Source organism: Pseudidiomarina aestuarii (genome assembly GCF_003987355.1).
GTDB lineage: Bacteria > Pseudomonadota > Gammaproteobacteria > Enterobacterales > Alteromonadaceae > Pseudidiomarina > Pseudidiomarina aestuarii.
The window spans coordinates 123858-149244 of sequence record NZ_PIPR01000001.1 but is presented as its reverse complement, the minus strand read 5'-3'; the positions used below and the strand labels follow the sequence as shown (position 1 = coordinate 149244).

Genomic DNA, 25387 nt, shown 5'->3' with positions numbered 1-25387 from the left:
GGACCTTGGCGTCATTGTTATGTGTAATCACGTGCTCTAATGTAACTTTCTGTGACTATGGGCTCAAGAGCTATTCATAGCGTAAATGGTGTGCTTTGACGGATTTCGCGGTAAATAGCTGCTTTAAGCAACAATCTTGACAGGTATTAATGGTGGTAAGCCGTGTTGAGCTCGGGCTTTATCGCAGAATGGATTATCACCCTCGTCACCGGCAACAAACTCACGGCAAGGCGATGGCCGATTCGCGTAAATGGTACAACCCACTTGCACGCCAACTTCACCCTCGAGCGCAACGCAGCGAGGTTGTTTCTGATTGGTGCCTTGCATGCACAATAAATGTGGGTGAATAGCTTGGGTGAGTTCTGACGGCACATAGCCGCCCGGAGCGCCTGTAGCTTCGCCCCAATAAAAAGATACACGATATGACGCGCAACAAGCACCACACGTCAAGCAGGCTGAAGCCGAACTCATCGCGCAACACTCCCAACAGGTAAAGAAACTTGTTGAAATGGCGGAGCGGACGGGACTCGAACCCGCGACCCCCGGCGTGACAGGCCGGTATTCTAACCAACTGAACTACCGCTCCGCAGCGGTATAACTTTGAGGAAGTGGCGGAGCGGACGGGACTCGAACCCGCGACCCCCGGCGTGACAGGCCGGTATTCTAACCAACTGAACTACCGCTCCAGCTTCCTGATTCGGGACTGACTGGTTAGTCACCCCCTGAATGCGGAGCGAATATTACGAGTGCGCCCTGTCGTCGTCAACCTTTTTTTTATGCTTTTGTACCGTTTGCCTGAAAAACACACAAAAACCACTAAAAGCGCTACTGGTTACTAGCTACTAGCTACTGGCTACTGGCTATTCGCTTTTGTCTTTTCTAATCGCCAGTAACTATTAGCCAGTAACGGTTTTGCTGTTCTGGTAGACGTGATGCAGTGGACTGGTTACCATTAACTATCGTTATGAAACCGAGATAGTTATGCGGCAAATCGTCCTCGACACTGAAACGACAGGCCTTGATCCTGCGCAAGGTCATCGCATCATCGAAATTGGCGCGGTCGAACTCATCGGCCGGAAGTTAACCGGACAAACCTTCCATCGTTATATCAATCCACAGCGCGTGGTTGAGCAAGAAGCCATTGAAGTCCATGGCATAACGAATGAGTTTCTGCAGGATAAACCGGTTTTTTCGCAGATCTGCGATGATTTCCTCGATTTTATCCGTGGCGCAGAACTCGTTATTCACAATGCAGCGTTTGACGTTGGCTTTATGGATGCTGAGTTTAGCCGCGTGAATAAGAGTATTGGTGCGACTCGAGATTTTTGTCAGATCCTCGACACCTTGTTAATGGCTCGAGAGATGCGACCTGGCCAAAAGAATAATTTAGATGCCTTGTGTCGTGCCTATAGCATTGATAACTCCAATCGTGAGTTCCACGGCGCGTTATTGGATGCTGAATTACTCGCTGATGTCTACTTAGCAATGACAGGAGGTCAAACTAAGCTTGAATTGGCGGCGAAGTCCGCATCAGCGAATGGTGAATTGGATACGGGGTGGACCCGTCTATCCAACAAACCCAACTTGCGGGTTGTTCGGGCGACAGCAGCTGAAGAGCAAGCTCATCAAGAGCGTCTTGCGCTGATTGAAAACGCTCTCTGGCGTGACAGCTAGGGGAGCGAATGATGGCGAACACGGTACACATGTATACGGATGGTTCCTGTCTCGGCAACCCCGGGCCTGGTGGCTATGGTGTGGTCATCGAGTATGGTAAGCATCACAAAGAGCTGGCGGAAGGATTTCAACTCACTACGAACAATCGGATGGAAATGCTGGCAGCCGTTCGTGGACTGGAAGCACTCACCCGCCCCTGTAACGTAATACTCACTACCGACAGTCAGTATCTCAAACAGGGGATCCAGACTTGGATTCACAATTGGAAGCGCAACGGTTGGCGCACTTCGAATCGAAAACCGGTAAAAAATGCTGATTTGTGGCAACAACTCGACGCCGCCTGTCAGCGGCACAGCATTCAATGGGAATGGGTCAAAGGTCACGCGGGACACCCGCAGAACGAGCGCTGCGATGAACTGGCTCGAACTGCGGCAACTGCGGCTGATTTAAAAGAAGATAAAGGTTTTATTCCTACGGATTCTTAACCGTATTACTCACCACTCACCAGTGGATATTTCTCGGCTTCCCAAGCATTCATGCCGCCTGCTACTGAAATGACTTGCTTAAAACCCATGCGCTGCAGCGACTCTGCTGCCAGTGCACTGCGGCCACCACTGCGGCAAATCAAATAGATCGGTTCAGCAGCCATGCGCTGCAGTGCATCATCATAACCAGCCACTGCTGGATGCTGATGCAATTGCATTTCCAATACACCACGTGGCATGTTGACGGCTTGCCGAATATGTCCAGCGGCGTATTCCGCCGGCTCACGCACATCAATCACGCGAGCCCCTTCAGCAATTCGTTGTTGTAACGCTTGCACATCAACTTCTTCAACATTGGATTTCGCTTGGGCACAGAGTTCTGCTGCCGTTAACATAATTCATCTCCTGTTCGATTAGCGACGGGTAAAGTCGCGATACGGGCTTTAGATTGTTTCCGAGCTTTCACCAGAGTCAATGGGTACTCTCGCTTACGCGCCACGATATAGTACATGGCTCCGCATTTCGGTAAAAGCTTAAATAAACTTTGCAGGCCTCGATCAGGGGGATCGAGTTTTTCGATGAGTAGGGTTGGGGCAAAGTAACCGTGCTCAACCACTTCAAAATTCAACAAGCTGAGCCAATCTCGGATACGGGCCTTGGTAAAATAACGTCCCGACCACGGAGCTTGTCGCAAATGACTTGGCCAGAATCCAGTTAATAATGCGGGAGATAACGGATTAAAGCCGACATAGAGTAAATACCCATCGGCAATTAAACTGTGCGTCAGTTCGCGCAAAAATTGATGCGGATCACGCTCAAACTCCAACTGCCCGACCTGCAGAATGGCATCCAATGCATGCTCTGCGAACGGCCACTGAGTCGGCTCGGCGCGGACATCGACTTGACCTTGTGGAGCCACAGAAAACTGATGTTTCACGCGGATGTCTGGCAAATCCACAGCCTTCGCCAAATGCCCAACCCGTGCCATATGGTAGCCGAAGATACGATCACTAAAGGGTGCCATAACGTGGCACACCTGCTGCCGCAGCCATTCACCATGCGCCAACTGCTGCCAAGATATCGGCGCCTTTGCAGTACTTTCACTTAATGCAGGTTTTAACATCGCACCCTATCACCTGTATACTCGCGTACATTGATGTCTAGATTAGCAGGGTTTGGTTATGCTTGTTACTGCACTACCCGCATTTACCGACAATTACATTTGGTTGGCTCGTGAGCTTGACTCGCAACACGTTGTGGTGGTTGATCCAGGTGACGAGAAACCGGTGCTCGATTATCTGCAAGCCCATCAACTGACACTCAGTGCGATCCTGATCACTCATCATCATTGGGATCATACCGATGGTTTACTCCCCCTATTAGAGCACTTCGACGTGCCTGTATACGGTCCTGTAAATCCGAAAATCCAGGGCGTGACAGAGCGCGTTCAAGATGGCGATCGGGTCTCGGTGCCAGGTCTCGATGAACCTATGCATGTCATCGAAACGCCCGGACATACGCTTGATCACATCAGCTTTTACAATACCACGGCGGTGTTCTGCGGTGATACGCTCTTTGCCGCGGGGTGCGGGCGTATGTTTGAAGGCAACCCCGAACAATATTACCAATCGTTACAGCGCCTTGGTGAACTCCCAGCAGACACCAAAGTCTATTGTGCACATGAATATACAGCGGCGAATGTAAAATTCGCTGCAGCGGCAGAGCCAAATAACACGTCGTTGCGGGAATTTGCGCAATGGGTCACCGCACAACGCCAACAAAATCAGATCACCCTGCCAACGACCATTGAGCAGGAGTGGCAAATTAATCCTTTTTTACGTGCTCAGTCTGTTGCAGAATTTGCGCAACGACGTCAATGGAAAGATAAGTTCTAATGCCAATGAAGACAGCTCGAATATTCTCACTCTCGGTACTGACCTGCGTACTTTTAGCAGGCTGCTCTATGCTGCCCAGTGAAACCGCAGAAACCGCCGAATCAACCGTCATGGTTGAACCATCGACGCCAATCAAAGAGCCACCCGCGCCAGCACCTGCGAAGATGATTGCCGACCTCGATGCTCCAGCAGAACCACCAGAGGCAGTGGTCGTAATTGCACCGCAAGACGAGACCAATATTTGGTTTCGAATACAACGACAGTTAATGATGGAAGCACCTGAAGTACCCCGTGTAATCAGTCAACGCGATTGGTATTTGCGCAATCCTGCCTATATGGAACGAGTTGCGAAGCGAGCGCAGCCGTTCATGCATTTGATTGTTGAAGAAATTGAAAAGCGCGGAATGCCACTGGAACTGGCGCTACTCCCTATTGTTGAGAGCGCCTTTGACCCCTTTGCCTACTCGCATGGCCGCGCGGCCGGTATTTGGCAGTTTATCCCCGGAACCGCTCGTCATTATGGATTGGAAATCAATTGGTGGTATGACGGTCGCCGTGATGTTCATGCTGCTACACATGCGGCGTTGGATTATCTCGATGCGCTCCACACCATGTTTGACGGCAATTGGCTCCATGCACTCGCAGCCTATAATTCAGGTGAAGGTCGAGTTCGTGGTGCCATTCGAAAAAATAAGCGCGCTGGCAAACCAACCGATTTTTGGTCTCTTGACCTACCCCGAGAAACACGCGCTTATGTACCCAAATTACTCGCGCTTGCTGATATCTTGAAACATCATGAGACCTATCAGTATTCGTGGGTACCCATCGATAATCAGCCGTATCTCGCAGTTGTTCACGCAGAGAGTCAAATTGACCTTGCGAAAGCGGCAGAACATGCCGGGCTGACGTTGGAACAACTGCATCATTACAATTCGGGCTACAATCGCTGGGCTACCGACCCGCAGGGACCTCATCGGCTCTTGTTACCGCTGGAAAATGCGAAGCAGTTGGAAACTTGGTTAGCGAGCAGTGACGCCAAGGACTGGGTCCAATGGACCCGCCATCGCGTGAAAAATGGTGAGAGTTTACTGGTGATTGCCAAAAAGTATCACACCACTGTCGATGCAATTCGTCAGGCCAACGGCGTTCGCGGTTCAATGATTCGTGCCGGAGAATATTTGCTCATTCCTGTCGCTACTCGAGATCTCACCGATTATAGCCTGTCGGCTGAGCAACGACTTGCCGATACCCAAGCAACGCCACGTGGTCAGCATAAAATAGAACACCAAGTTGAAGCTGGCGATACGCTGTGGGATATCAGTCGCAAATACAATGTGAATTTGCGGGCGCTCGCAAAATGGAATGGGATGGCACCAACCGACCCGCTGCGGCAAGGTCGTAAACTGGTCGTTTGGCTACCTGAAGATGAGAAACCAAGTGGCGTGATCCGGAGTTTAAGCTATCGTGTGCGTTCTGGTGATTCGCTCGCTCGTATAGCAAATCGCTTTGGCGTCAAGATTGCTGATATTGAGAAGTGGAATCAGATCAGTCGTAAAAACTACTTACAGCCGGGCCAACAACTGAAACTCTTTGTGGATGTAACCCGACTGAATTCGCAGTCATAACGCGTCGATAAGACACTAGCTCTGGATTAATTCGAGTAACTCGGCTTCGCTTAACACAGGCACGCCGAGTTGTTCTGCCTTAGCTAGCTTCGAACCCGCATTATCGCCCGCAATCACTGCGGTGGTCTTTGCCGATACACTGCCCGCTACTTTTGCACCACGCGCTTGCAATGCTTGCTTCGCTTCATCACGGGTCATTTGGGTTAGAGTGCCGGTTAATACGTATGTATTACCGCTTAGAGTTGCTTCACTCGCTGCCAGCTTCTCAACGGCTGGCCATTGCACACCTTGATCGAGTAGCTCTTCGATGACCTTTTGATTGTGTGGCTCACGGAAGAACTGGAAAATATGGCTGGCCACTACCTTACCCACATCCGCTACTTCTTCGAGTTCTTCTTGCGACGCTGCTTGGAGTTTCGGTAACTCGGCAAAATGACTCGCGAGATTCGCGGCAGTGGCCTCGCCTACTTCGCGAATCCCCAGAGCATAAAGAAACCGCGGTAACGAAGTTGCTTTGCTCTTCTCTATGGCAGCGACAATATTGGTTGCTGATTTCTCACCCATACGCGGCAATTGCGCCAGTTGGCGAGCCTGCAGACGAAATAAATCAGCGGGTGACTGCAACCACTCCAAATCGACTAGTTGTTCAATAAGCTTGTCGCCTAACCCATCGATATCGAGTGCTTTACGTGATGCAAAATGTTTCAACGCCTCTTTCCGCTGCGCCGCACAAATGAGGCCACCGGTGCAACGTGCTACCGCCTCACCCTCCGCTCGTTCGACATGCGACTGGCACACTGGGCAGGCTGTTGGAAACTCAATCGCTTCGGTCTGCTCAGGACGGCGCTCGCGCACCACAGCCACAACTTGCGGAATCACATCGCCAGCCCGACGAATAACGACGACGTCGTTGATGCGAATATCCAGCCGCGCTATCTCATCGGCATTGTGCAACGTGGCATTGGATACTGTCACGCCACCGACAGCAACCGGCTCAAGGCGAGCAACGGGCGTAATAGCGCCGGTTCGGCCGACCTGAAAATCAACACCACGAATCACCGTGAGCTCCTCTTGCGCAGGAAACTTCCAAGCAATCGCCCAGCGCGGCGCGCGTGAAACAAAGCCCAAATCCTGCTGTAAGGCGATGGAATCGACTTTAATCACCACCCCATCAATTTCATACCGTAAGTCAGCACGTCGCGCCAAAATGTCGTTGTAGTAATCTTGACAACCTGCCGCATCGTCGACACGCCTTACCTCAGCACTAATGGGTAATCCCCAGCTCTCCAGCTGTTGCAAACGGCCAAAATGCGAAGTGGCGAGCTCTACGTTGTTACTCACCACACCCATGCTGTAGGCGTAGAAATGTAACGGGCGTTGCGCGGATATACGTGAATCGAGTTGCCTTAAACTCCCGGCGGCAGCATTGCGAGGATTTGCGAATACCTTGTCACCACGCTCCAGCGCTTGAGCATTATATTTTTCAAATGCCTGCACTGGCATGAATACCTCGCCGCGGACTTCAACGCGCTCAGGAAAGTCTCCACTCAATTGCAGAGGCAAATTGCGGATGGTTTTGACGTTCTCGGTAATATCTTCACCGGTTTGCCCGTCACCGCGAGTCGCCGCCTGAACCAATTTGCCGGCCTCATAGAGAATACTGACTGCTGCACCATCCAATTTAGGTTCGCAACAATAAGCAATCGCATCTTGTCGATCCAATCGTTCGGCAACACGAGTGGTAAACGACTGAAACTCTTCCAACTCAAATGCGTTGTCTAAGCTCAACATCGGCATTTCATGGCGAACTTGCTGAAATTCTGCGAGCGCTTGCGAGCCGACTTTTTGAGTCGGAGACTCAGCGGTAGCAAGTTCTGGAAAGTCGCTTTCGAGTTGTTGTAGCTCGCGAAACAAACGATCGTACTCCGCGTCTGGAACGCTGGGTTCATCGAGTTCGTAGTATTCACGGTTGTATTTGGTCAGCAGCGCTATCAATTCTTGCATGCGCTGTGCAGGTACTTTTGAGTTCATGGAGTGCCGTTATTGTCTGATGAGACGTTTACGCTCAAATTCACGAATACGCTGATGAATGTGCTGCACCGATTGCCGCGTCAACGGATTCCGGTGTTCATCCAAAACTTGGCCCTTGTCGACGGCCGCAGCCAATTTTACCGCAGCATTGTGCATCATGGTAAATGCCTGCTTCGAATCGCCTTTAATCGGTAATGCTAAGAATAAGGCAATCCCATCGGTTTGAAACGTTTCCATATGGTCGATATCGAACGTGCCCGGGTTGAACATGTTCGCAAGACTAAAAAGTACAGGGCCGTTGCCTGCGGTATCAACATGACGATGGAAAATATCAAAATCACCGTATTTGAAGCCAAGCTCTGTCATCTGCTGCAACAGAATAGCGCCTTCGAAGTTGCCCGTTACATGCAGGACAATAACTTCTTCGGGTTCTTCGGTAATAATCTTCTCATCAGGCTTTCGCTCGACCTTCAAATCCATTTGCGCTTGGCTTGGTTCTGCTGTCATCGACGGAATTGATTCTGGGAGGTCATCCGTCGCGCGCATGGAGGGTGGTTCAACCACGTCATCCTGCGCTCGCACTGGTGCTGCTTCGGTTTCAGTAGACTCGACTTCTAAACTTTCCGATTGTGGCTCTAAATGTGGTTCTGGCGCAGATTCTGAAGCAGGTTCAGGCGTAGGCTTCGGCTCTGAAAGGGGCTCGGGAGCTGATTTAGCAGCAGGCTTCGGCTGACTGTCCGTGCGTTTGATGACACGCACAGCACCAATGCCGTCATCATCAAATCCATCGGCTGATTGACGTTTGCGGTCCAGAGCAGCAGCACGGTCAGAGTCACGCCGTTCATTCTTGCGGATGGTCCACATACCATGGCCAATAATGGCAAGGATCAGAATTAAACCTATGACCGTAAACACAATCTGCATATTACTCATGTAACGCTCTCTTCGTTGTTATCATTTCGGTTACAAGTTGATCGTTCACACTCAAGCTTCTGTCATGGCTACCGCGGCTTCAATATCAACCGCAACCAATCTCGATACACCCGGTTCTTGCATGGTAACACCAGCTAAATGCGACGCCATCTCCATCGCAATTTTGTTGTGACTGATGTAAATAAACTGGACGGTTTCCGACATTTCTTCAACCAGTCGACAAAAACGTCCCACGTTGGCATCGTCAAGCGGCGCATCTACCTCGTCCAATAAACAAAACGGCGCCGGATTCAGACGAAAGATTGCAAACACCAATGATAAAGCGGTTAGCGCCTTTTCACCACCAGAAAGCAAATGAATTGTACTATTTTTCTTACCGGGTGGCCGCGCCATGATCGTCACCCCAGTTTCCAATAGATCGTCATCTGTGAGCGCTAAGTAGGCGGTGCCGCCGCCAAAGACCTTCGGAAACAATTCCTGTAAGCCCGCATTTACCGAATCAAATGTAGTTCGGAAGCGCTGACGTGTTTCTTTATTAATTTTCCGAATGGCCGTTTCCAACGTTTCCAATGACGACGATAAATCATCATGTTGCTGATCTAAATAGCTTTTTCTTTCCGCCAATGTTTCTGCTTCATCAATCGCGGCAAGGTTGATAGCGCCAAGCCGCTGGATTGCCGCCTGCAGCCGTTCCACTTCTGCTTGCCATTGCTTTTCATTGGCCTCGTCAGAAAGTTGCTCAAGGATCGGTTTTATCGGCTGATTCATTTCTTGCAGAACCGCGAGCACATTGCGGCTGCGTTCTTGCAACGCAACTAACTCTAACTGGCTACTCTGCACCTTCTGCCGTGCTTTCTCAATATGCGCCTCGACCCCTTGCGCGCCAGAACTGACCTCACGTAATTGTTGTTCAAGCGTACTGACTTCATTAGCAATATCACGGCGCTGTTCATCCACAGCTTCGCGCTGCTGCAATAACTCTTCCAATTGCAGCGCCAGCATCTCGAGCTCTTCTTGTTGCTCGCTCGCAGGCTCTTGCAGCAGTTGTAACTGTTCTTGAGTTTGGGCGCTATGCTGTTTACTTCGTTCTAACAGTGTCGCCATCTGTTGCAGTTGCATCTGTGCTTGTTGTAATTGCATGGCGACTTGTTGCGCCTGCTGCTGTCGTTGTTGCAACCGATCGCGTAATTCTTGCCGCTGTTGCTGCAATACTTGACGTTGCTGCTGCCAGTCGGCATCGTCCTGCATAGCCTGATCTTGTTCTAAATATTGTGCTAATTCTTCGCTCGCCACAGCAGCGGTCAGCGCAGCTTCCTCCGCCTCTTGTTGCTGCGCTTCAATACGTTCATGCCACTGCGCAATCTTACTTTGTATGCGTTGTTGCTGCTCTTGTTGCCACAGCAACTTGTCTTGCCACGTCGCCCGCTGAGCCTGCAGCTCATTCATAGCATCACGTTCTGCTTGCAGCTGTTGATCGATTTGCTCAAGCAGACTCTGTTGCTGCTGTCGCTGGTCTTGCAGCTGTTTGAGCTCGCTGCTGATCGCATGCAATCGCGCCTCAATGCTGGTGAGTTCCTGCTGCTGCAACAATTGGCTGTCAGCAGCCTCAATACTGGCGGCGCTATAGCCCGCAGCGGACCAAAATTGTCCCGACGGCGTCATTGCCGCAAGCCAGCCATCGGCAAGGCATTGTTGTGCAGCGTCAGTTGACGACGCCGCTGCGATATTCTGTAGCCACTCCCAACGTGTCAGTAGCCCCTGACATTCAGCGGCTAAGCTTCCTCGCCGTGGCGCGCTTTCGGTTCCAAGCACAACCACGCGTGCGCCCAGTTCCTCAGGCCATTGCTGTAGGCGTTCGTCTACAATCCAAGCATCCAGCCAAGCTCCGGTGAGTTGTTCAATAGCCAGTTGCCAGGCTTCCGTCACTTGCATGTGATCACGCACTTGCCCGCGGGCAGTGACCTGTTGTGTATCTAACCAAGCTTTGACACTTTCCGGCCAATGACTTGCGCTCGCGGCCTCAAGTAGTGTTTGTAGAGAACTCTGCCGGCCACCCAGTTGTTGTTGTTCGGTATGACGTTCAGCAATAGCGGTCTGCAGGTTGTCACTGTGCTCCTGTGCCTGCCGCTTTTCGGTTTGAACTGCACCGAGTTGCTGTTGTCGCTCATGCAACGACGCCTCGAGACGACTTAATTGCTCCTGTAGCTCGGCGGTGTCGAGTGCATTCAATTCACGTTGCGAGGCTTCCAACTCTTGCTTTAATTGTGCAATAGCTTCCAGACATCGGGCTTGTTGGTGTTCCGCTCGCTCGATTTGCAGCTTCAGGTTCTGTTCCGTTTCGCGCCGCCGTTGTTGTTGCTCTAAGAATTGTTGATGCGCATCTTGTTGCGCCTCATAACGCGCCTCAAGCGCCTCGAATTCAACCTGTGCTTGCTCAAGCTTTGCCTGAGACTCTTCATGTTGCGGTGTGAGTTCATCTATCGTCAATTGCAACTGAACTTCAGCTTCCACATCACGCTGATAGGTTTCGTCGAGTCGTTCGAGCTCGTCACTCAACTCGCGTTTGCGTTGCTCACGTTGCTGCAATTGCCCGCGTAAGCTTTGCAGTTGGTGCTCCGTGCGAGTGACATCATTGCCGAGCTGATAAAACTGCTGTTGGACAGCGTCGAGTCGTTGCTTGGCATCCGCTGTTTGTTCTCGTAACTCGGTGGTACCGCGCTCACTGCCACGCTGTTCCGCCAGCCATTTTTCGAGTTCCGTTTCGTCGCTTTGAATTTGCCGGCGAATCGACTCAGCCTGGTTCTCAATCGCCAACCAGCGTAAAGCTTGGAGTTCTGCTCGATAGGTGCGTTCTTGCGCTTTCAATTCTTTATAGCGGCGGGCAGCAGCGGCTTGGCGCTGTAACTTATCGAGTTGGGCACCGAGCTCATCTCGAACGTCAGTCAACCGATCAAGATTATCACGAGTGTGCTGGATGCGACTTTCGGTCTCTTTGCGGCGCTCTTTGTATTTCGAGATCCCCGCGGCCTCCTCAATAAACACCCGTAATTCTTGTGGTTTTGATTCAATCAGCCGGGAAATCATGCCCTGCTCGATGATGGCGTAGCTGCGCGGACCCAGGCCAGTCCCCAGAAATAAGTCGGTGATGTCACGGCGACGGCATTTACTACTGTTGAGAAAATAATCCGAGCGTCCATCACGAGTCACCAAGCGCTTCACCGAAATTTCAGCGTAGCTGGCGTACTCTCCCTGAATACGCCCACTGGTGTTATCAAATACTAATTCGACGCTGGCTTGAGAGACCGGTTTGCGTGCATTGGAACCATTGAAAATGACATCGGTCATTGCATCGCCACGCAAATTCTTCGCAGAGCTCTCACCAAGCACCCAACGCACCGCATCAATGACATTCGATTTCCCACAGCCATTCGGCCCCACCACACAGGTCATCTGGTGCGGGAATGGCACTTTGGTTGGGTCGACGAATGACTTGAAGCCGACTAATTTGATGTGCTTAAGGCGCAAGTACGAAGTCCATGTTGTTATTGTTGTTATCGAAGCTGTTAGGATTCATGAGAATCTCGAAAAACACAAGACTATGATGGCCAGTTTCCCGACCATAACTGCTCTCGTAACTCATATTTACAATTTCAACTGCAGAGAACAAGTCTATCCCCCTATAATGCCCTCTATCTGAATGAAATAAAGAGGACGTTATGGAACGCACCGTCAGTAACTTTGGCCCGAGTTATGTCGCACGTGGTTTTGAATTAGCTTTTCAAGCCGGTGTGCGACGCTACGCTATTATTCCACTGCTACTGAATATTTTGCTGTTTGCGGCCGCTATTTGGGCAGTGTTCTCTTACGCGGGGAGCTGGATAGAACTCGCGCTCAGTTGGCTGCCCGATTACCTGGAGTGGCTGCGCTACTTGATGTGGCCGTTCTTGGTATTGGCTATTATCGTACTTTTTGCGGTGAGCTTTACCAGTGTTGCCAATATCATCGCGGCCCCCTTTAACAGTTTGCTGGCTGAAAAAGTCGAAGAAAAACTCACCGGGCAACGTCCGATTGATGGTGGCGTAGCTGGCATGGTGCGGGACATTCCTCGCATTATCGGTCGTGAAATTCAAAAGTTAGTCTATTTCTTTCCACGTTTTCTCGGTTTCCTGCTGCTGTTCCTATTTGTTCCTGTTTTTGGCCAAGTGCTCTGGTTCCTGTTCGCCGGCTGGGTCATGACCATACAATATGCTGACTATCCTATTGATAACCATAAAATTCCGTTCAAAGAGATGCGACATCAACTCTGGTCGATTAAAGGGAAAAGCTTGAGTTTTGGCTGTTTGGTGGCGTTTCTTGCCTCAGTACCTCTTATCAATTTGATTATGATTCCGGTCGCTGTAGCGGGTGCAACCGCCATGTGGGTGGATCATTTACGCGATCAAACTCTAGTAATGCGGCCAAAAACGTTCTAACCTAGCAACAAACCCATTACATATTGAGTACAAATGTTCGGTTCCGGTCACTTTCGCAAATGGATCTGCGGGGCACTTCTGCTTATGGGAGTACCGACCACGCTTGCCTCCGATATCGTCTGGGGCATTAATCACGTTCCTCCATTTCATATCCTTGAAGGTGAGTACGAGCATCAAGGTATGTGTGACGCGCTTGTACAAGCATTTATCAATGCAAGCCCACATCTGGAACATGAGATCAAAGCGCTGCCCGCATCGAGACTATCGGCACTGATACAAAATAATCAGAACGTCTGTCTGCCGTGCATGATCTTGAAACCGTCCGACCAAAGTATCGCTCAATTTTCCAACCCGACAAACACCTATCCTCCACACGGCATTATTACGCGGCCTGAACTAGCAGAGGCACTGACGAATAAATTTGGTAACCCCATCGATATTGAGGCATTAGTACTGAGCCGCGATTATAGCTTTGGCCAGCCGCCAGGGCGCAAGTTTGGTCGATTGCAAGGCTTTCTCGATCAAGAACTTGTTGATAGCCCGCAGTTTTCGGTGATTGGCGGTTCTCAATCATCCCACAATTTGTTCCTGATGCTGCGTAGTGGTCGTATTGACTACACCATCGATTACTTGATGATGAAAAACTACATTGAGAGCACCACCAGTAATGAATTTGTGTTTATTCCCATCCAGCAAAATAGAGACGATGCTATAGTCGGCGCTGTCGGTTGTTCGAAGAACGCTTGGGGAACGCAAGCCCTCGAACTCATCAATGAAATCATTCCTGTTGCTATTGAAGACCCAGTCTTTCGTGACGCCTATTATCGCTGGTTACAAGAATAAACGAGACGCTATCGGTTGCTTGCTGAAACCGCTATAATATGGCGTATTATCGATCAGTCAGGTTTTCCTCATGAGTGTAGAGCAGTTCACCCCCACCGCAGAACTTACAGCCGGTGCAAAAATAGGTTTTGTCAGTCTCGGTTGTCCGAAAAATCTTGTCGACTCTGAGCGCATTTTGACGCAACTTCGCACCGAAGGTTATGACATCGTCAACAGCTATACCAACGCTGACATGGTCATTGTCAACACGTGCGGATTTATCGACAGCGCCGTGCAAGAGTCGCTGGACGCCATTGGTGAAGCTCTGCATGAAAACGGTAAGGTCATTGTGACCGGTTGCTTGGGCGCCAAAGATGACGAGATTCGTGAAGTACATCCAAACGTTTTAGCCATTACCGGTCCTCATGCTTATGAAGAAGTGATGGGACACGTCCATAAGTATGTGCCGAAACCGACCGCAACCATTCCCTACGAAAATCTCGTACCCGACACCGGCGTTAAACTGACACCACGTCACTATGCTTATCTGAAAATATCGGAAGGCTGTAATCATCGTTGTACGTTCTGCATCATCCCTTCGATGCGCGGCGACCTCGTCAGCCGCCCGATCGGGAATGTGCTTGATGAAGCCAAACGCCTCGCCAATGCCGGTGTAAAAGAGTTATTAGTCATTTCTCAAGATACCAGTGCCTATGGCGTCGATGTGAAGCATAAACTGGGATTCTGGGATGGCAAACCGGTCAAAACCCGCATGCTTGAGCTGTGTGAAGCCCTGGGTGAATTAGGCATTTGGGTTCGCCTTCACTACGTCTATCCATATCCCTCGGTCGACGATGTCATCCCATTGATGGCCGCAGGGAAAATTCTGCCCTATCTCGATATTCCGATGCAGCACGCCAACAAACGTATTTTGAAATTGATGAAGCGCCCGGGCTCAGCGGAGCGGACGTTAGAGCGGATCCGCGGCTGGCGTGAAGTTTGTCCAGATTTAACCATCCGCAGTACCTTTATTGTCGGCTTCCCTGGCGAAACCGAAGCTGAATTTGAAGAGCTATTACAATTCTTGCGTGATGCGCAATTGGACCGCGTCGGCTGTTTTACCTACTCCGATGTGGATGGCGCCAAAGCGAATGACTTGCCTGATCCGGTTCCTGAAGCAGTGAAGCAAGAGCGTTACGAGCGCTTTATGCAAGTTCAGCAAGAAATCAGTGCGCAGCGGTTGCAGGCTAAAATTGGCCGTACCCTCGACGTCCTGATTGATGAAGTGGATGCTGAAGGTGCGATTGGACGTAGTTATGCCGACGCCCCTGAAATTGATGGCTTGGTCTATTTAAATGGCGAGGTCAATGTCAAACCAGGCGACAAAGTCAGCGTTCTGATTGAGCATGCTGATGAATATGATCTCTGGGGCTCACTCGTCGCACAGTAAACTTCTAATAAAAAAATCCCGGCTAGTGCCGGGATTTTTTTATTCGCTGTCGTCACTCGTGTCATCATCCAATAACTTCTGATCGAGCTTCTTACTGGATTGCACACCGAGTTTCCGGAAGTTTTCAACGCGGCCGACCAAGTTACCACGCCCAACTGACAACTTATTCATGGCACCATCGTAATGTTTACGAACAGTATCCAATGAATTGCCAATCTTTTGCATATCTTCAATAAAGCCAACGAACTTGTCGTACAACTTCGCCGCGTCATTGGCGATGCGCTGCGCGTTTTGATTTTGATGCTCGTATTGCCAAATGTTGTTGACCGTTCGTAGCGCCACTAACAAGTTGGTTGGACTCACCAACATAATATTGTGTTCGAGTGCCAGCCGAATCAATTCAGGATCACGGTCAACAGCCAATAAAAACGCGGGCTCAATTGGGATAAACATCAACACGTAATCGAGCGTTCTGACGCTATCGAGCTGCTGATAGTTCTTCTTACTGAGACCTTTGATGTGATTCCGCAGTGAATTGACATGCTCGGTGAGTGCCTGGTCACGGTCAACGTCCACATCACTATTGAAATAACGCTCATAGGCCACGAGTGAAACTTTAGAGTCAATGACAACGTCTTTATCGTTCGGTAGATGCACCACCACGTCTGGCTTAAACGCTTTACCATCATCATCGCGATGGTGAGTCTGAGTTTCGTACTCGTGCCCCTCGCGTAATCCTGATTGCGTTAGAATTCGCTCAAGCACCACCTCACCCCAGTTACCCTGAGTTTTCGTATCGCCTTTCAATGCTTTGGTGAGCGCTTCTGCTTCCAAAGCCATTTGCTTGTTCAGATCTTTGAGCGAGTTCACTTGCTCAGCTAGTGCAGCCCGTTGCTTGATTTCATCTGAGTATTGCTGCGTCACCTGCGTCTTAAAAGTTTCCAGCTGCTGCTTAAATGGTGCTAGCGTTGCCTCCAAGGTTTGCTTACTACTGACTTGCAAACGCTCGGATTTCTGCTCGAATATTTGCTGTGCTAGACGCTCAAACTCTTTCTTCAAACGTTCTTCACTAGCCTCGAGCAGCTTCTGCTTTTCTTCAGCATGTTGCAACGCAGATTCGAGCTTGGAACGAACAGCGGCCAGCTCAGCTTGCACGTCACTGCGCTGCTGTTGTGTGTGCTGTAATTGTTGCTCAGTACGGGCAAGACGCTGCTCATACTGATCACGTTGTTGCTCAGTAGTGGTTTGGCTTTGGTCTAATTGAGTTTGCAGAAACTGCTGCTGTTGCCGCGCCTCTTGCTGCTGCGCTCGCAACCGCGGTTGCCAAATCAACCAAATTAACGCAGCACCGAGAGCAAAAGCGCCCGCTGCTGCACTCAACCATTGCCAGATTTCTAGACTAAGCATCCGCTTCAGCCAGTTTCACACGCCAAATGGCAGGCCCAGTTTCGTGAGCATTTTCACCCGTACTATCAACCGCGACAGTGACCGGCATATCTTCCACTTCAAACTCGTAAATAGCTTCCATACCCAAATCCTCAAAGGCCACTACGCGGGCTTTCTTAATCGCTTTTGCTACTAAATACGCAGCACCACCAACAGCCATCAAATACACTGCTTTGTGTTGCTTGATACTCTCGACGGTCGCAGGTCCACGCTCAGCTTTACCAATCATGCCCAAAATACCTGTCTTATCGAGCATCATATCGGTGAACTTGTCCATTCGTGTCGCGGTCGTCGGTCCAGCGGGCCCTACCACTTCATTACCGACCGGATCGACCGGCCCAACGTAATAAATAAACTTGTTTGTGAAGTCGACCGGTAGCGGCTCGCCTTTATCCAACATGTCTTTAATGCGTTTGTGTGCAGCATCACGCCCCGTCAATAACTTGCCCGATAACAAGACAGTTTCACCGGTTTTCCAGGTTTCGATGTCAGCTTGACTGACTTCATCTAAGTTCACGCGACGCGCGTCATCACCTAACTGGAAGGTAATATCTGGCCAATCTTCAAGCTTTGGCGGTTGCAGATCAGCTGGGCCACTGCCGTCCAGTACAAAATGAGCATGCCGAGTGGCTGCACAGTTCGGAATCAGAGTAACTGGCTTCGACGCAGCGTGGGTCGGCACGGACTTGATTTTGACGTCCATCACGGTTGTCACGCCGCCCAGACCTTGAGCGCCGATACCGAGTTTGTTAACACGGTTATAAATTTCAAGGCGCAATTCTTCTTCAGCGTTTTGTGGGCCGCGATCGAGGAGCTCTTGAATATCCACTGGATCCATCAAACTCTCTTTCGCTAACACCGCAGACTTCTCAGCAGTACCGCCAATACCGAGGCCAATCATACCGGGTGGACACCAACCAGCACCTAATTTAGGCATGGTTTCAACCACCCAGTCCGCAATAGAGTCACTCGGATTCAACATGACCATCTTGGATTTATTCTCCGAGCCGCCGCCTTTAGCAGCAATCATGACGTCCACATGACCGCCCGCAATCATATCGATGTGAACCACTGCAGGTGTATTGTCACCGGTATTTTTTCGTGCGCCAGCAGGGTCAGACACAATAGAAGCTCTTAACGGATTATCTGGATTAAGGTAGGCGCGGCGTGTGCCCTCATCGACCATCTCTTGCACCGTCATGTCGGTTTTATCCCATTGCACATCCATGCCGACTTTGACAAAACAGGTGACGATACCGGTGTCCTGACAGATAGGACGTTTGCCCTGTGCCGACATTCTGGAGTTGGTCAACACCTGAGCGATGGCGTTCTTAGCTGCCTCGCTCTGTTCACGGTGGTAGGCTTGTTCGAGTGCTTGGACAAAATCCAGCGGGTGGTAATAAGAAATGTATTGCAACGCGTCCGCGATGCTCTCGATAAAGTCAGCCTGACGTATAATGGCCATGTGAACCTCTGTTGACAGCTAAAGGGTGTAAATTTGAAGTGTCGCTATAATAGCGCTTTGCATCCCAAGTGACCAGTTATGCTATGCTGCTGCGTCGTGACTTTAGTGGCAACCCGAGACGCCAACACTACGATCGCTTTTTACAGGAGAACGCCGTGATTCTGCAAGCCGTACCGCTTGAACTCGATACTCCGTTTGCGGAACTGTTTAGCCGTTGTGCACAGGAACCCGGCGCATTGTTCCTTGATAGCTGTGACCACCCTCAAGCCCAGTTTGATTTTATTTTTAGACAGCCGCACCAATGGCTAACCGAGAGCACCGATTGGCCCCAACGCTTGCACGCAGAACTGGCACTGCTGCCACCCTATCAAGGGCCCGCGCACATTCCTTTTCAGGGCGGTATCGCCGGTGCATTCAGTTACGATGCGGGTCGAGCTCTGGAACGTCTCCCAGAGCGCGCAGCTATCGATATTGAATTACCTGATATTGCGATCGGCGTTTATCATCAAGCATTGATTCGTTGTCGGCAGACCCAACAAACCTGGTTAGTGGCGCCGCAGACACAACTCGCCGAACTCAAACGCTTCTGGCTCGAACCGAAGTCACCGCAATCGGCCGCTTTTCAGTTGTGCAGTGATTGGCGCAGCAACATGTCATTGGCCGATTACACCGAAAAGTTTGAACGCATTCAGGATTATCTGCAGGCGGGTGATTGTTACCAGATCAATCTTGCGCAACGGTTTTCTGCCGACTTTAAAGGAGACGCGTGGAATGCGTATCAGCGACTTCGCGACACCAATCGAGCACCCTTTTCAGGCTTTTTACGATTATCCGACGGTGCCGTTTTATCCGTTTCACCAGAGCGCTTTTTGCGAATCGATGCCGACGGTCATGTGCAAACAAAACCGATTAAAGGGACCAAACCGCGTTCAGCTGATGCCACCGAAGATGCAGCGCTTGCGGAAGCTTTAGCGCAGTCGGCAAAAGATCGCGCTGAAAATGTTATGATTGTGGACCTATTACGGAATGATTTGAGTCGACTGTGCGAGCCTGGCAGCGTTCAGGTGCCCACATTGTTCGCGATTGAGAGCTACCCAGCAGTGCATCATTTGGTGAGCACTGTGACCGGTACATTGAGCGATGCAAAGCTTGGTATTGAGCTGCTCGGTATGGCTTTCCCAGGAGGCTCCATTACTGGCGCACCGAAGATTCGCGCGATGGAGATTATTGAGGAACTCGAACCCCATCGGCGCAGTTTCTACTGCGGCAGTTTGGGTTATTTTTCTCAGCATGGCCTCGCCGACACTAATATTGCTATTCGGACCTTAGTCGCCAGCGCGAACCGTATTCATTGTTGGGCCGGTGGCGGCATCGTCGCTGACTCGGAAGCAATGAGTGAATACCAAGAAACGCTCGATAAAGTTGCTAAAATTTTGCCTGTACTTCAATACCAACCGAAGCCAACCGACGATGAGGCTCACCATGCATCGTCATGAGTTTCTGCGGCGGTTTCAGCTCTATTGTGCTCCGCAAGTTATACGGCCCTCGTTAAAGCGGCTACGCCCCGCAGCAGTGCTAATTCCACTGTTGGAAACAGCGGACGGATTACAAGTGATTCTCACGCAACGTAGCGCTCAATTGCGGCATCATGCGGGGCAAATCAGTTTCCCTGGCGGGCGCCAAGAGCCACATGATGCGAATTTATATGAAACAGCATTGCGCGAAGCACAGGAAGAAATTGCCTTACACCCAGATGATGTCGAGCTGGTTGGGCAACTGCACGATTATCCAGTAATCAGCAATTTTATCGTGCGCCCCTATGTCGCTATTGTTACGCCACGACAACCGCTGGTTGCCGATCCGCGCGAGGTTGCCGAGATTTTTACGGTGCCGCTAGCGACCATTTTGCAACAGCGTCAACATTTCGTCTATCGACTACAGCGTTTTATGTACGATAAGGTATACTTTATGCCTTATCAGCAGCGCAATATCTGGGGCGCTACGGCTGGCATGCTCCGTGAATTAGCCGATCATGTCTACCCTGATCAACGGCCATGGTCGCGGCCATTGAATTAATCAACGGATGACCTAATAAGAGAATGTATGATTAGTGTTTTTGATATTTATAAAGTAGGAATCGGTCCATCGAGCTCACACACCGTCGGTCCCATGCGTGCGGCTACAGACTTCTTGCGCACAGCAGCGCAGAAGCTCGACCTCGAGCAAGCTACCGGCATTGAAGTGGAATTATTCGGTTCGCTCGGACAAACAGGGAAAGGTCACGGTACTGGCAAAGCGGTTATGCTCGGTCTTGTGGGCGAGTCACCCGAAACGGTCGATACCACCACTGTAGACGACTTTCTCGCCACGGTTGATCGAGAGCAAAAACTAAAACTGCTCGGTCAACACGAAGTACATTTTCCCCGTGAAGGCGCTATTACCTTCCATCGCCGTAAGACGATGCCCCGTCACGCAAATGCTATGGAGCTGCGCTTACTGCGCGATGATGAAGTTCTCTTTAAAGACCTCTATTACTCCATTGGCGGTGGTTTCATTGTTCGCGATGCGGACTTCGATGACAGTCTCGAAGAGGCTATCGAACAATCCAGCAAACCGATTCCGTATCCGTTTGATAGTTGTGCTGAACTACTTGCCCATTGCCAAGAACATGGATTGCGGATCAGTTCACTGATGCTAGCGAACGAGAAAGTATTTCGTTCAGAACGCGAGATCCGCGATGGTTTAGTGCACATTTGGAAAACCATGGATGAATGTATTGACCGCGGCATTCGCACCGAAGGGATATTGCCCGGCGGCTTGAAAGTTCGGCGCCGTGCTCCTGCTCTGTATCAACGGCTGAAGAATGAGAAATCGGCTGACCCCATGCAAGTCATGGATTGGGTCGATTTATTTGCATTAGCAGTCAATGAGGAAAATGCCGCGGGCGGCCGAGTCGTTACCGCACCAACCAACGGTGCTGCCGGTATTGTTCCCGCCGTCATGAAATATGCGGACCGATTTATCACGCCCCTCGACGAAGAAACTATCGTTCGCTTTTTACTCACGAGTGCCGCCATTGGCATTTTGTATAAAAAGAATGCCTCAATATCAGGTGCCGAGGTGGGTTGCCAAGGTGAAGTGGGTGTAGCCTGCTCAATGGCTGCTGGAGCACTGGCAGAACTGATGGGTGGAAACACCAGCAACGTCGAAAATGCTGCTGAAATCGGCATGGAACACAACCTAGGCTTAACCTGCGACCCCGTTGGTGGCTTGGTTCAAGTACCTTGTATCGAACGCAACGCCATGGGTGCGATCAAAGCAATCAACGCAGCTCGCTTGGCATTACGCGGCAGCGGTGACCACAAAGTTTCACTCGATAAAGTGATTAAAACCATGTGGGAAACCGGCAACGATATGCGGTCGAAATACAAGGAAACAGCTCGCGGTGGTCTCGCAGTCAATATCATCGAATGCTAACCCGAAAGGCGTTACTGGCTATTGGCATTTGGTTACTAGAAAACACGGTTTTACGCTTTTCTAGTAACTAGTAGCCAGTAACAAATAGCATTTATTTTCACAGGGTTGGAAGTTCGATTTTTGCGAACAATCGATCAATTTCATCCTGAGATTTCGTTTGCATCGCGCGTTCGACAGTTGTTTTCGTTAAATGTGGAGCGAAAGCTTCCATGAAGTCATACATGTAATTCCGTAAGAAAGTCCCCTTACGGAATCCTATCTTGGTCGTGCTCGGTTCAAAGATGTGTTGCGCAGGGATCGCAATCAAGTCTTTGTCATGCTGCGAGTCGATAGCCATAGACGCCACCACGCCAATACCCAATCCCATTCGAACATAAGCTTTAATCACGTCAGCATCGGTTGCGGTAAACACAACATTCGGTTTGATTCCGGCATGATTGAATGCGCGATCTAATTCGGAACGCCCAGTAAACCCATGCACATAGGTGATAATGGGCAACTCGCGTAAATCTTGAATTGACACTTTACTCTGTTGTCCTAAGGCATGGTCGCGTGGCGCAATAATCGAGCGATTCCAGTGATAGCATGGCAGCATAATCAAATCTTGATACAGATGCAGCGCTTCGGTCGCAATCGCGAAATCAGCCTTACCCTTTGCCGCAGCTTCACTAATTTGCTCTGGTGAGCCCTGATGCATGTGCAGCGACACCTTTGGATAACGAGTCATAAACTTTTTAATGACCGGCGGCAACGCATAACGTGCTTGAGTATGCGTGGTCGCGATTTGGAGTTTGCCTTGATCGGGCTGCGTATGTTCTGCGGCAACCGCTTTCACTGCATCAACTTGAGACAAAATTTGCCGAGCTATATGTATGACTTCCTCGCCAGCCGGAGTCACATGAGTGAGGTGTTTACCACTGCGCCCAAATATTTGAATGCCGAGCTCATCTTCCAACATACGAACTTGTTTAGAGATGCCCGGTTGCGAGGTGAACAGACTATCGGCAGTCGCCGAAACATTGAGATTATGATTTAATACTTCGACAATGTAGCGCAGCTGCTGCAGTTTCATAACTGACCTGTAGTGAATTGCTTATGCCAAAAATATATAACACCTTACTTATTTATTCCAATCGCATTTTGAGGTAATCCGTGAGTTCATTGCAAGATCAGCTCAAAAATCTAGGGTTTTCAACAGCCGATTCAGATACTCCTGAAAGCACGGCAGCGCCGGCCCACCCCACCTCACGTCAGACCCAACCGATCCGCATTCAACGGCAAACCAAAGGGCGCAAAGGCAAAGGGGTAACCGTGCTGTTCGACTTAGAGTTAGAGACCGCCGATATCCAAACTATGGCGAGCCAACTGCGAAAAAAATGTGGCGTAGGTGGTGCTGTGAAAGATGGCACTATTGAATTGCAAGGCGATCAACGCGAAGCTGCCAAAGCGTGGCTATTGGAACAAGGTTATCAGGTCAAATTCGCAGGCGGCTAATCCAGGCTCTACAGTTGATAGCTAAAATACACTTCCCGACCGTTCTGCTCCCATTTCAATTGCGTGGTGAGCTGGCGTAACAAATCGAGTCCGCGCCCGTGATTCATATGACTGGAGCTGATCACGCGGTTGGTATCCCAACCACTGCCAGTATCAGTTACGGTGAACTCTAACAAGCCTTTTTCGGCAATGAAGTTGACGTGGATACGAATCCGTCCCTCATCCAATGCCGACAAGCGTTCCGCGCGTAACTGGTAGTAGTTCATAAAGCCTTCTGGTGCTTGTTTAATTGAGGAGTCGAGTCGTAACAACCCATGCTCCAAAGCATTGTTGTAGGCTTCTGCTAGCAACAGGTAAATAGTGGTTCGATGATTACGCAGTCGCGGCAACGTCCCTATAGCATTAAGAACGTGGTTCACCGGATCCAGCTCCCGTAACTGATTGGATGTCAGATCGATAGTGAGTGTAAACGGCATTGCAGTATCATCTTTGAGCTGTTTGAGCTCATCCAGTCCAGTTGGACAGCAGCTCAGTACCGCGAGCGACAAATCGTCATGCAAAGGCTGTGTGCCGCGGAAATGTTCAAGCTCACCCACCAACTTAGGGAAATCGGCCGGTGCCGAAAACCGCTGCAACAATTGTTCTAAGGTGTCGCTGCCCAAAAATTCCATTTTGTGCCCTAACAACTCTATGACACCATCGGTGTAGAGCGCGATATTACTGTTTGTTGGCGCTCGAAATGTGGTCACACGACTATCGAAATCATCATCATCAAGCACACCGAGCGCCATATGCTGAGCAGGCATTCGATCGATAATTTCACCGGTATCACTGAACAGAACCGCTGGTGGCATGCCACCATTCCAAAAAGTTACCCGCTCACCATTCGCAGACAATTCTAATAAAATACCGGCACAAAACATGTCATCAGGCAGTAAGCGATTTAGGCGGAAATTGAACTCAGTGACCATCTCGGCCACCGATACGCCACGATCCGCCATCGCAAAAAAGGCTTGTGATAACGGTAACGCTCCGGTCGCGGGCGCAAGTCCATGTCCGGTAAAGTCAGCCATAAATACGTAGATATTGCCAATCGGCCCAGGCGCAACGAGGCATAAGTCGCCATTGAATTTTGACACTGGCGTCAGGTAGGTCCGAATGTGAGGGTACTCAAGGTAGTTGCGGCTGAGTGCGTTACGGAAAATATGTTCGACCAATTGATGTTCGCGGTCAATGCGAGTGGCATGCCACGCAAGAGAGTGGCGCGTTTGAGTCAATTCAGCGCGTAAGCTATTGGCATGTTCAAGTGACTGAATTCGTGTTTTCAGAATACCGATGGGTTCTGGCCATAGCACCACGTCAACGAAAAATTTACGTCGGTCGTCGTTCCAACGACCCAGTTGCCTTGCGTCATCCGTTATGATCAAACAATCATTAATGTCGGCTTCAAAGTCATCTTCACGGGCTTGCTGAAAGAGTTTACGCAATGCTGGCGCAAGTTGAGTTTGCGCCGCATAGATGTAGATGGTGATATCGCTACTCAGTAAACCGTTGCGGGCAACCGCTTCCGAATACCCAGCAGTGACAAACTCGAAATCAAGTTGTTCGAGTTGGTGCAGCACATCAGTGGCAAGTTTCGAATGATCATGAACTACATGCATACGCCCTGCCGTCTAATCGCTTACTCAATAGTAAATAGTTTATCGAAACGTGAAATGTCGAGAATACTGCGTACTTCAGGCCGACAATTAATAATGTGAATACCACGCACAGAATTACCTAATGATTTCCGCATGTTCAATAGCATTCCCAATGCAGAGCTATCGAGATATTCAGTTTCACGCAAGTCGATAATGACTGTGGGGCGTTCTTCGCCGATATTGTTGTAGGCTTGTCGAAACTCTTGTACCAAATTGAAATCGAACTTCCCTTTGATCGCAATGATCAATTCTTTTCCGTCGTTGGAGAACTGTCGATGTAAAGCCATGTGATACCTTTATCGCTTCAGTTTATTGTCATAGCATCCCTATCCATTGATACTGCCACAGCCAAGGAATTTGACAAGGATTAGTCGCACAAAATCACATTTTGACACAAAAAAGCCGAGCACAGAGGCTC

22 protein-coding genes and 2 tRNA genes are annotated in these 25387 nt (G+C 50.1%); 11 read left to right on the top strand and 13 right to left on the bottom strand.

Annotation, left to right across the window (positions count from 1 at the left end; all coding sequences use genetic code 11):
- Window positions 1–123: 123 nt before the first annotated feature.
- The 3 genes from CWE22_RS00725 to CWE22_RS00715 all read right to left on the bottom strand — a co-directional run bounded on the left by CWE22_RS00725 (window position 124) and on the right by CWE22_RS00715 (window position 686).
- Window positions 124–471: a YkgJ family cysteine cluster protein gene (locus tag CWE22_RS00725; protein WP_169929497.1), complete on the bottom strand. Its 348-nt coding sequence runs from the start codon at window positions 469–471 to the stop codon at window positions 124–126.
- 38 nt (window positions 472–509) lie between these two features.
- Window positions 510–586 (bottom strand) — tRNA-Asp (locus CWE22_RS00720).
- 23 nt (window positions 587–609) lie between these two features.
- Window positions 610–686, bottom strand: a tRNA-Asp gene (locus CWE22_RS00715).
- A 295-nt stretch (window positions 687–981) separates the two neighbouring features.
- On the opposite strand from CWE22_RS00715, the gene dnaQ reads away from it, so the two are divergent.
- Together dnaQ and rnhA are read left to right on the top strand one after the other, a co-directional pair.
- Complete coding sequence (gene dnaQ, locus CWE22_RS00710; RefSeq protein ID WP_169929496.1) at window positions 982–1674, top strand: DNA polymerase III subunit epsilon; 693 nt, start codon at window positions 982–984, stop codon at window positions 1672–1674.
- An 8-nt stretch (window positions 1675–1682) separates the two neighbouring features.
- Window positions 1683–2159: a ribonuclease HI gene (gene rnhA / locus CWE22_RS00705; RefSeq protein ID WP_420821017.1), complete on the top strand. Its 477-nt coding sequence runs from the start codon at window positions 1683–1685 to the stop codon at window positions 2157–2159.
- A gap of 5 nt (window positions 2160–2164) precedes the next feature.
- Here the strand turns inward: rnhA and CWE22_RS00700 are convergent, their stop codons facing one another.
- Both CWE22_RS00700 and CWE22_RS00695 read right to left on the bottom strand, forming a co-directional pair.
- Window positions 2165–2554 carry a rhodanese-like domain-containing protein gene (locus CWE22_RS00700; protein ID WP_169929495.1) on the bottom strand — a complete coding sequence of 130 codons (390 nt, stop codon included), beginning with the start codon at window positions 2552–2554 and terminating at the stop codon, window positions 2165–2167.
- Window positions 2548–3282, bottom strand: a complete 735-nt coding sequence (locus CWE22_RS00695) for a methyltransferase domain-containing protein (RefSeq protein ID WP_169929494.1) — start codon at window positions 3280–3282, stop codon at window positions 2548–2550. The genes CWE22_RS00700 and CWE22_RS00695 overlap by 7 nt, the downstream gene beginning before the upstream one ends.
- Before the next feature lie 58 nt (window positions 3283–3340).
- Between CWE22_RS00695 and gloB the strand changes: the two genes are divergently transcribed.
- Both gloB and CWE22_RS00685 read left to right on the top strand, forming a co-directional pair.
- Window positions 3341–4054: a hydroxyacylglutathione hydrolase gene (gene gloB / locus CWE22_RS00690; RefSeq protein ID WP_169929493.1), complete on the top strand. Its 714-nt coding sequence runs from the start codon at window positions 3341–3343 to the stop codon at window positions 4052–4054.
- A gap of 68 nt (window positions 4055–4122) precedes the next feature.
- A complete protein-coding gene (locus tag CWE22_RS00685; protein ID WP_244595915.1) occupies window positions 4123–5679 on the top strand; it encodes a lytic transglycosylase in 1557 nt (518 codons plus the stop codon).
- 15 nt (window positions 5680–5694) lie between these two features.
- Here the strand turns inward: CWE22_RS00685 and ligA are convergent, their stop codons facing one another.
- The 3 genes from ligA to smc are packed head-to-tail and all read right to left on the bottom strand — an operon-like array spanning window position 5695 to window position 12168.
- Window positions 5695–7710, bottom strand: coding sequence for an NAD-dependent DNA ligase LigA (ligA, locus tag CWE22_RS00680; protein ID WP_169929492.1), 2016 nt, complete (start codon window positions 7708–7710; stop codon window positions 5695–5697).
- 9 nt (window positions 7711–7719) lie between these two features.
- Window positions 7720–8643, bottom strand: coding sequence for a cell division protein ZipA (zipA, locus tag CWE22_RS00675; RefSeq protein ID WP_169929491.1), 924 nt, complete (start codon window positions 8641–8643; stop codon window positions 7720–7722).
- 51 nt (window positions 8644–8694) lie between these two features.
- Entirely contained in the window at window positions 8695–12168 is a 3474-nt protein-coding gene (gene smc / locus CWE22_RS00670; RefSeq protein WP_169929490.1) for a chromosome segregation protein SMC, read from the bottom strand.
- 191 nt (window positions 12169–12359) lie between these two features.
- Here smc and cysZ point away from each other — a divergent pair, with 191 nt between their 5' ends.
- The 3 genes from cysZ to rimO all read left to right on the top strand — a co-directional run bounded on the left by cysZ (window position 12360) and on the right by rimO (window position 15387).
- The gene (gene cysZ / locus CWE22_RS00665) at window positions 12360–13115 is read left to right on the top strand and encodes a sulfate transporter CysZ (RefSeq protein WP_169929489.1); all 756 of its coding nucleotides are present in this window, start codon (window positions 12360–12362) and stop codon (window positions 13113–13115) included.
- A gap of 84 nt (window positions 13116–13199) precedes the next feature.
- Entirely contained in the window at window positions 13200–13958 is a 759-nt protein-coding gene (locus CWE22_RS00660; protein ID WP_169929488.1) for a hypothetical protein, read from the top strand.
- A gap of 70 nt (window positions 13959–14028) precedes the next feature.
- Entirely contained in the window at window positions 14029–15387 is a 1359-nt protein-coding gene (gene rimO / locus CWE22_RS00655; RefSeq protein ID WP_169929487.1) for a 30S ribosomal protein S12 methylthiotransferase RimO, read from the top strand.
- 39 nt (window positions 15388–15426) lie between these two features.
- On the opposite strand, the gene rmuC is transcribed toward rimO, so the two are convergent.
- The gene (rmuC, locus tag CWE22_RS00650) at window positions 15427–16794 is read right to left on the bottom strand and encodes a DNA recombination protein RmuC (RefSeq protein ID WP_169929486.1); all 1368 of its coding nucleotides are present in this window, start codon (window positions 16792–16794) and stop codon (window positions 15427–15429) included.
- On the bottom strand, window positions 16787–18298 hold the full coding sequence (locus CWE22_RS00645; RefSeq protein ID WP_169929485.1) for a fumarate hydratase: 1512 nt from the start codon (window positions 18296–18298) through the stop codon (window positions 16787–16789). Before CWE22_RS00645 ends, rmuC begins: the two co-directional genes overlap by 8 nt.
- 68 nt (window positions 18299–18366) lie before the next feature.
- Between CWE22_RS00645 and pabB the strand changes: the two genes are divergently transcribed.
- From pabB to CWE22_RS00630, 3 genes are read left to right on the top strand one after another with little or no spacing between them, the layout of a single operon-like run.
- The gene (gene pabB, locus CWE22_RS00640) at window positions 18367–19794 is read left to right on the top strand and encodes an aminodeoxychorismate synthase component I (RefSeq protein ID WP_244595914.1); all 1428 of its coding nucleotides are present in this window, start codon (window positions 18367–18369) and stop codon (window positions 19792–19794) included.
- Entirely contained in the window at window positions 19781–20374 is a 594-nt protein-coding gene (locus CWE22_RS00635) for a CoA pyrophosphatase (RefSeq protein WP_244595913.1), read from the top strand. Before pabB ends, CWE22_RS00635 begins: the two co-directional genes overlap by 14 nt.
- Window positions 20375–20401: 27 nt before the next feature.
- Complete coding sequence (locus CWE22_RS00630) at window positions 20402–21775, top strand: L-serine ammonia-lyase (protein WP_169929483.1); 1374 nt, start codon at window positions 20402–20404, stop codon at window positions 21773–21775.
- Window positions 21776–21872: 97 nt separating this feature from the next.
- Here the strand turns inward: CWE22_RS00630 and cysB are convergent, their stop codons facing one another.
- A complete protein-coding gene (cysB, locus tag CWE22_RS00625) occupies window positions 21873–22847 on the bottom strand; it encodes an HTH-type transcriptional regulator CysB (RefSeq protein WP_169929482.1) in 975 nt (324 codons plus the stop codon).
- Window positions 22848–22927: 80 nt separating this feature from the next.
- On the opposite strand from cysB, the gene CWE22_RS00620 reads away from it, so the two are divergent.
- Entirely contained in the window at window positions 22928–23269 is a 342-nt protein-coding gene (locus CWE22_RS00620) for a translation initiation factor (protein WP_169929481.1), read from the top strand.
- 8 nt (window positions 23270–23277) lie between these two features.
- On the opposite strand, the gene CWE22_RS00615 is transcribed toward CWE22_RS00620, so the two are convergent.
- Window positions 23278–24930 (bottom strand): ATP-binding SpoIIE family protein phosphatase, encoded by a 1653-nt coding sequence (locus CWE22_RS00615; RefSeq protein ID WP_169929480.1) that lies wholly within the window; start codon window positions 24928–24930, stop codon window positions 23278–23280.
- A 20-nt stretch (window positions 24931–24950) separates the two neighbouring features.
- Window positions 24951–25256 carry an STAS domain-containing protein gene (locus tag CWE22_RS00610; protein WP_169929479.1) on the bottom strand — a complete coding sequence of 102 codons (306 nt, stop codon included), beginning with the start codon at window positions 25254–25256 and terminating at the stop codon, window positions 24951–24953.
- Between the last annotated feature and the right edge of the window lie 131 nt (window positions 25257–25387).

What these genes read in the sequence shown, in the direction of transcription:
- cysZ (WP_169929489.1), top strand. Translation starts at nt 12,360, where the DNA reads ATGGAACGCACCGTCAGTAACTTTGGCCCGAGTTATGTCGCACGTGGT.
- rimO (WP_169929487.1), top strand. Translation starts at nt 14,029, where the DNA reads ATGAGTGTAGAGCAGTTCACCCCCACCGCAGAACTTACAGCCGGTGCA.
- CWE22_RS00700 (WP_169929495.1), bottom strand. Translation starts at nt 2,554, where the DNA reads ATGTTAACGGCAGCAGAACTCTGTGCCCAAGCGAAATCCAATGTTGAA.
- CWE22_RS00610 (WP_169929479.1), bottom strand. Translation starts at nt 25,256, where the DNA reads ATGGCTTTACATCGACAGTTCTCCAACGACGGAAAAGAATTGATCATT.
- rmuC (WP_169929486.1), bottom strand. Translation starts at nt 16,794, where the DNA reads ATGCTTAGTCTAGAAATCTGGCAATGGTTGAGTGCAGCAGCGGGCGCT.
- CWE22_RS00635 (WP_244595913.1), top strand. Translation starts at nt 19,781, where the DNA reads ATGCATCGTCATGAGTTTCTGCGGCGGTTTCAGCTCTATTGTGCTCCG.
- CWE22_RS00725 (WP_169929497.1), bottom strand. Translation starts at nt 471, where the DNA reads ATGAGTTCGGCTTCAGCCTGCTTGACGTGTGGTGCTTGTTGCGCGTCA.
- gloB (WP_169929493.1), top strand. Translation starts at nt 3,341, where the DNA reads ATGCTTGTTACTGCACTACCCGCATTTACCGACAATTACATTTGGTTG.
- CWE22_RS00685 (WP_244595915.1), top strand. Translation starts at nt 4,123, where the DNA reads ATGCTGCCCAGTGAAACCGCAGAAACCGCCGAATCAACCGTCATGGTT.
- CWE22_RS00695 (WP_169929494.1), bottom strand. Translation starts at nt 3,282, where the DNA reads ATGTTAAAACCTGCATTAAGTGAAAGTACTGCAAAGGCGCCGATATCT.
- dnaQ (WP_169929496.1), top strand. Translation starts at nt 982, where the DNA reads ATGCGGCAAATCGTCCTCGACACTGAAACGACAGGCCTTGATCCTGCG.
- zipA (WP_169929491.1), bottom strand. Translation starts at nt 8,643, where the DNA reads ATGAGTAATATGCAGATTGTGTTTACGGTCATAGGTTTAATTCTGATC.
- CWE22_RS00645 (WP_169929485.1), bottom strand. Translation starts at nt 18,298, where the DNA reads ATGGCCATTATACGTCAGGCTGACTTTATCGAGAGCATCGCGGACGCG.
- rnhA (WP_420821017.1), top strand. Translation starts at nt 1,683, where the DNA reads ATGATGGCGAACACGGTACACATGTATACGGATGGTTCCTGTCTCGGC.
- CWE22_RS00615 (WP_169929480.1), bottom strand. Translation starts at nt 24,930, where the DNA reads ATGCATGTAGTTCATGATCATTCGAAACTTGCCACTGATGTGCTGCAC.
- ligA (WP_169929492.1), bottom strand. Translation starts at nt 7,710, where the DNA reads ATGAACTCAAAAGTACCTGCACAGCGCATGCAAGAATTGATAGCGCTG.
- CWE22_RS00660 (WP_169929488.1), top strand. Translation starts at nt 13,200, where the DNA reads ATGGGAGTACCGACCACGCTTGCCTCCGATATCGTCTGGGGCATTAAT.
- CWE22_RS00630 (WP_169929483.1), top strand. Translation starts at nt 20,402, where the DNA reads ATGATTAGTGTTTTTGATATTTATAAAGTAGGAATCGGTCCATCGAGC.
- cysB (WP_169929482.1), bottom strand. Translation starts at nt 22,847, where the DNA reads ATGAAACTGCAGCAGCTGCGCTACATTGTCGAAGTATTAAATCATAAT.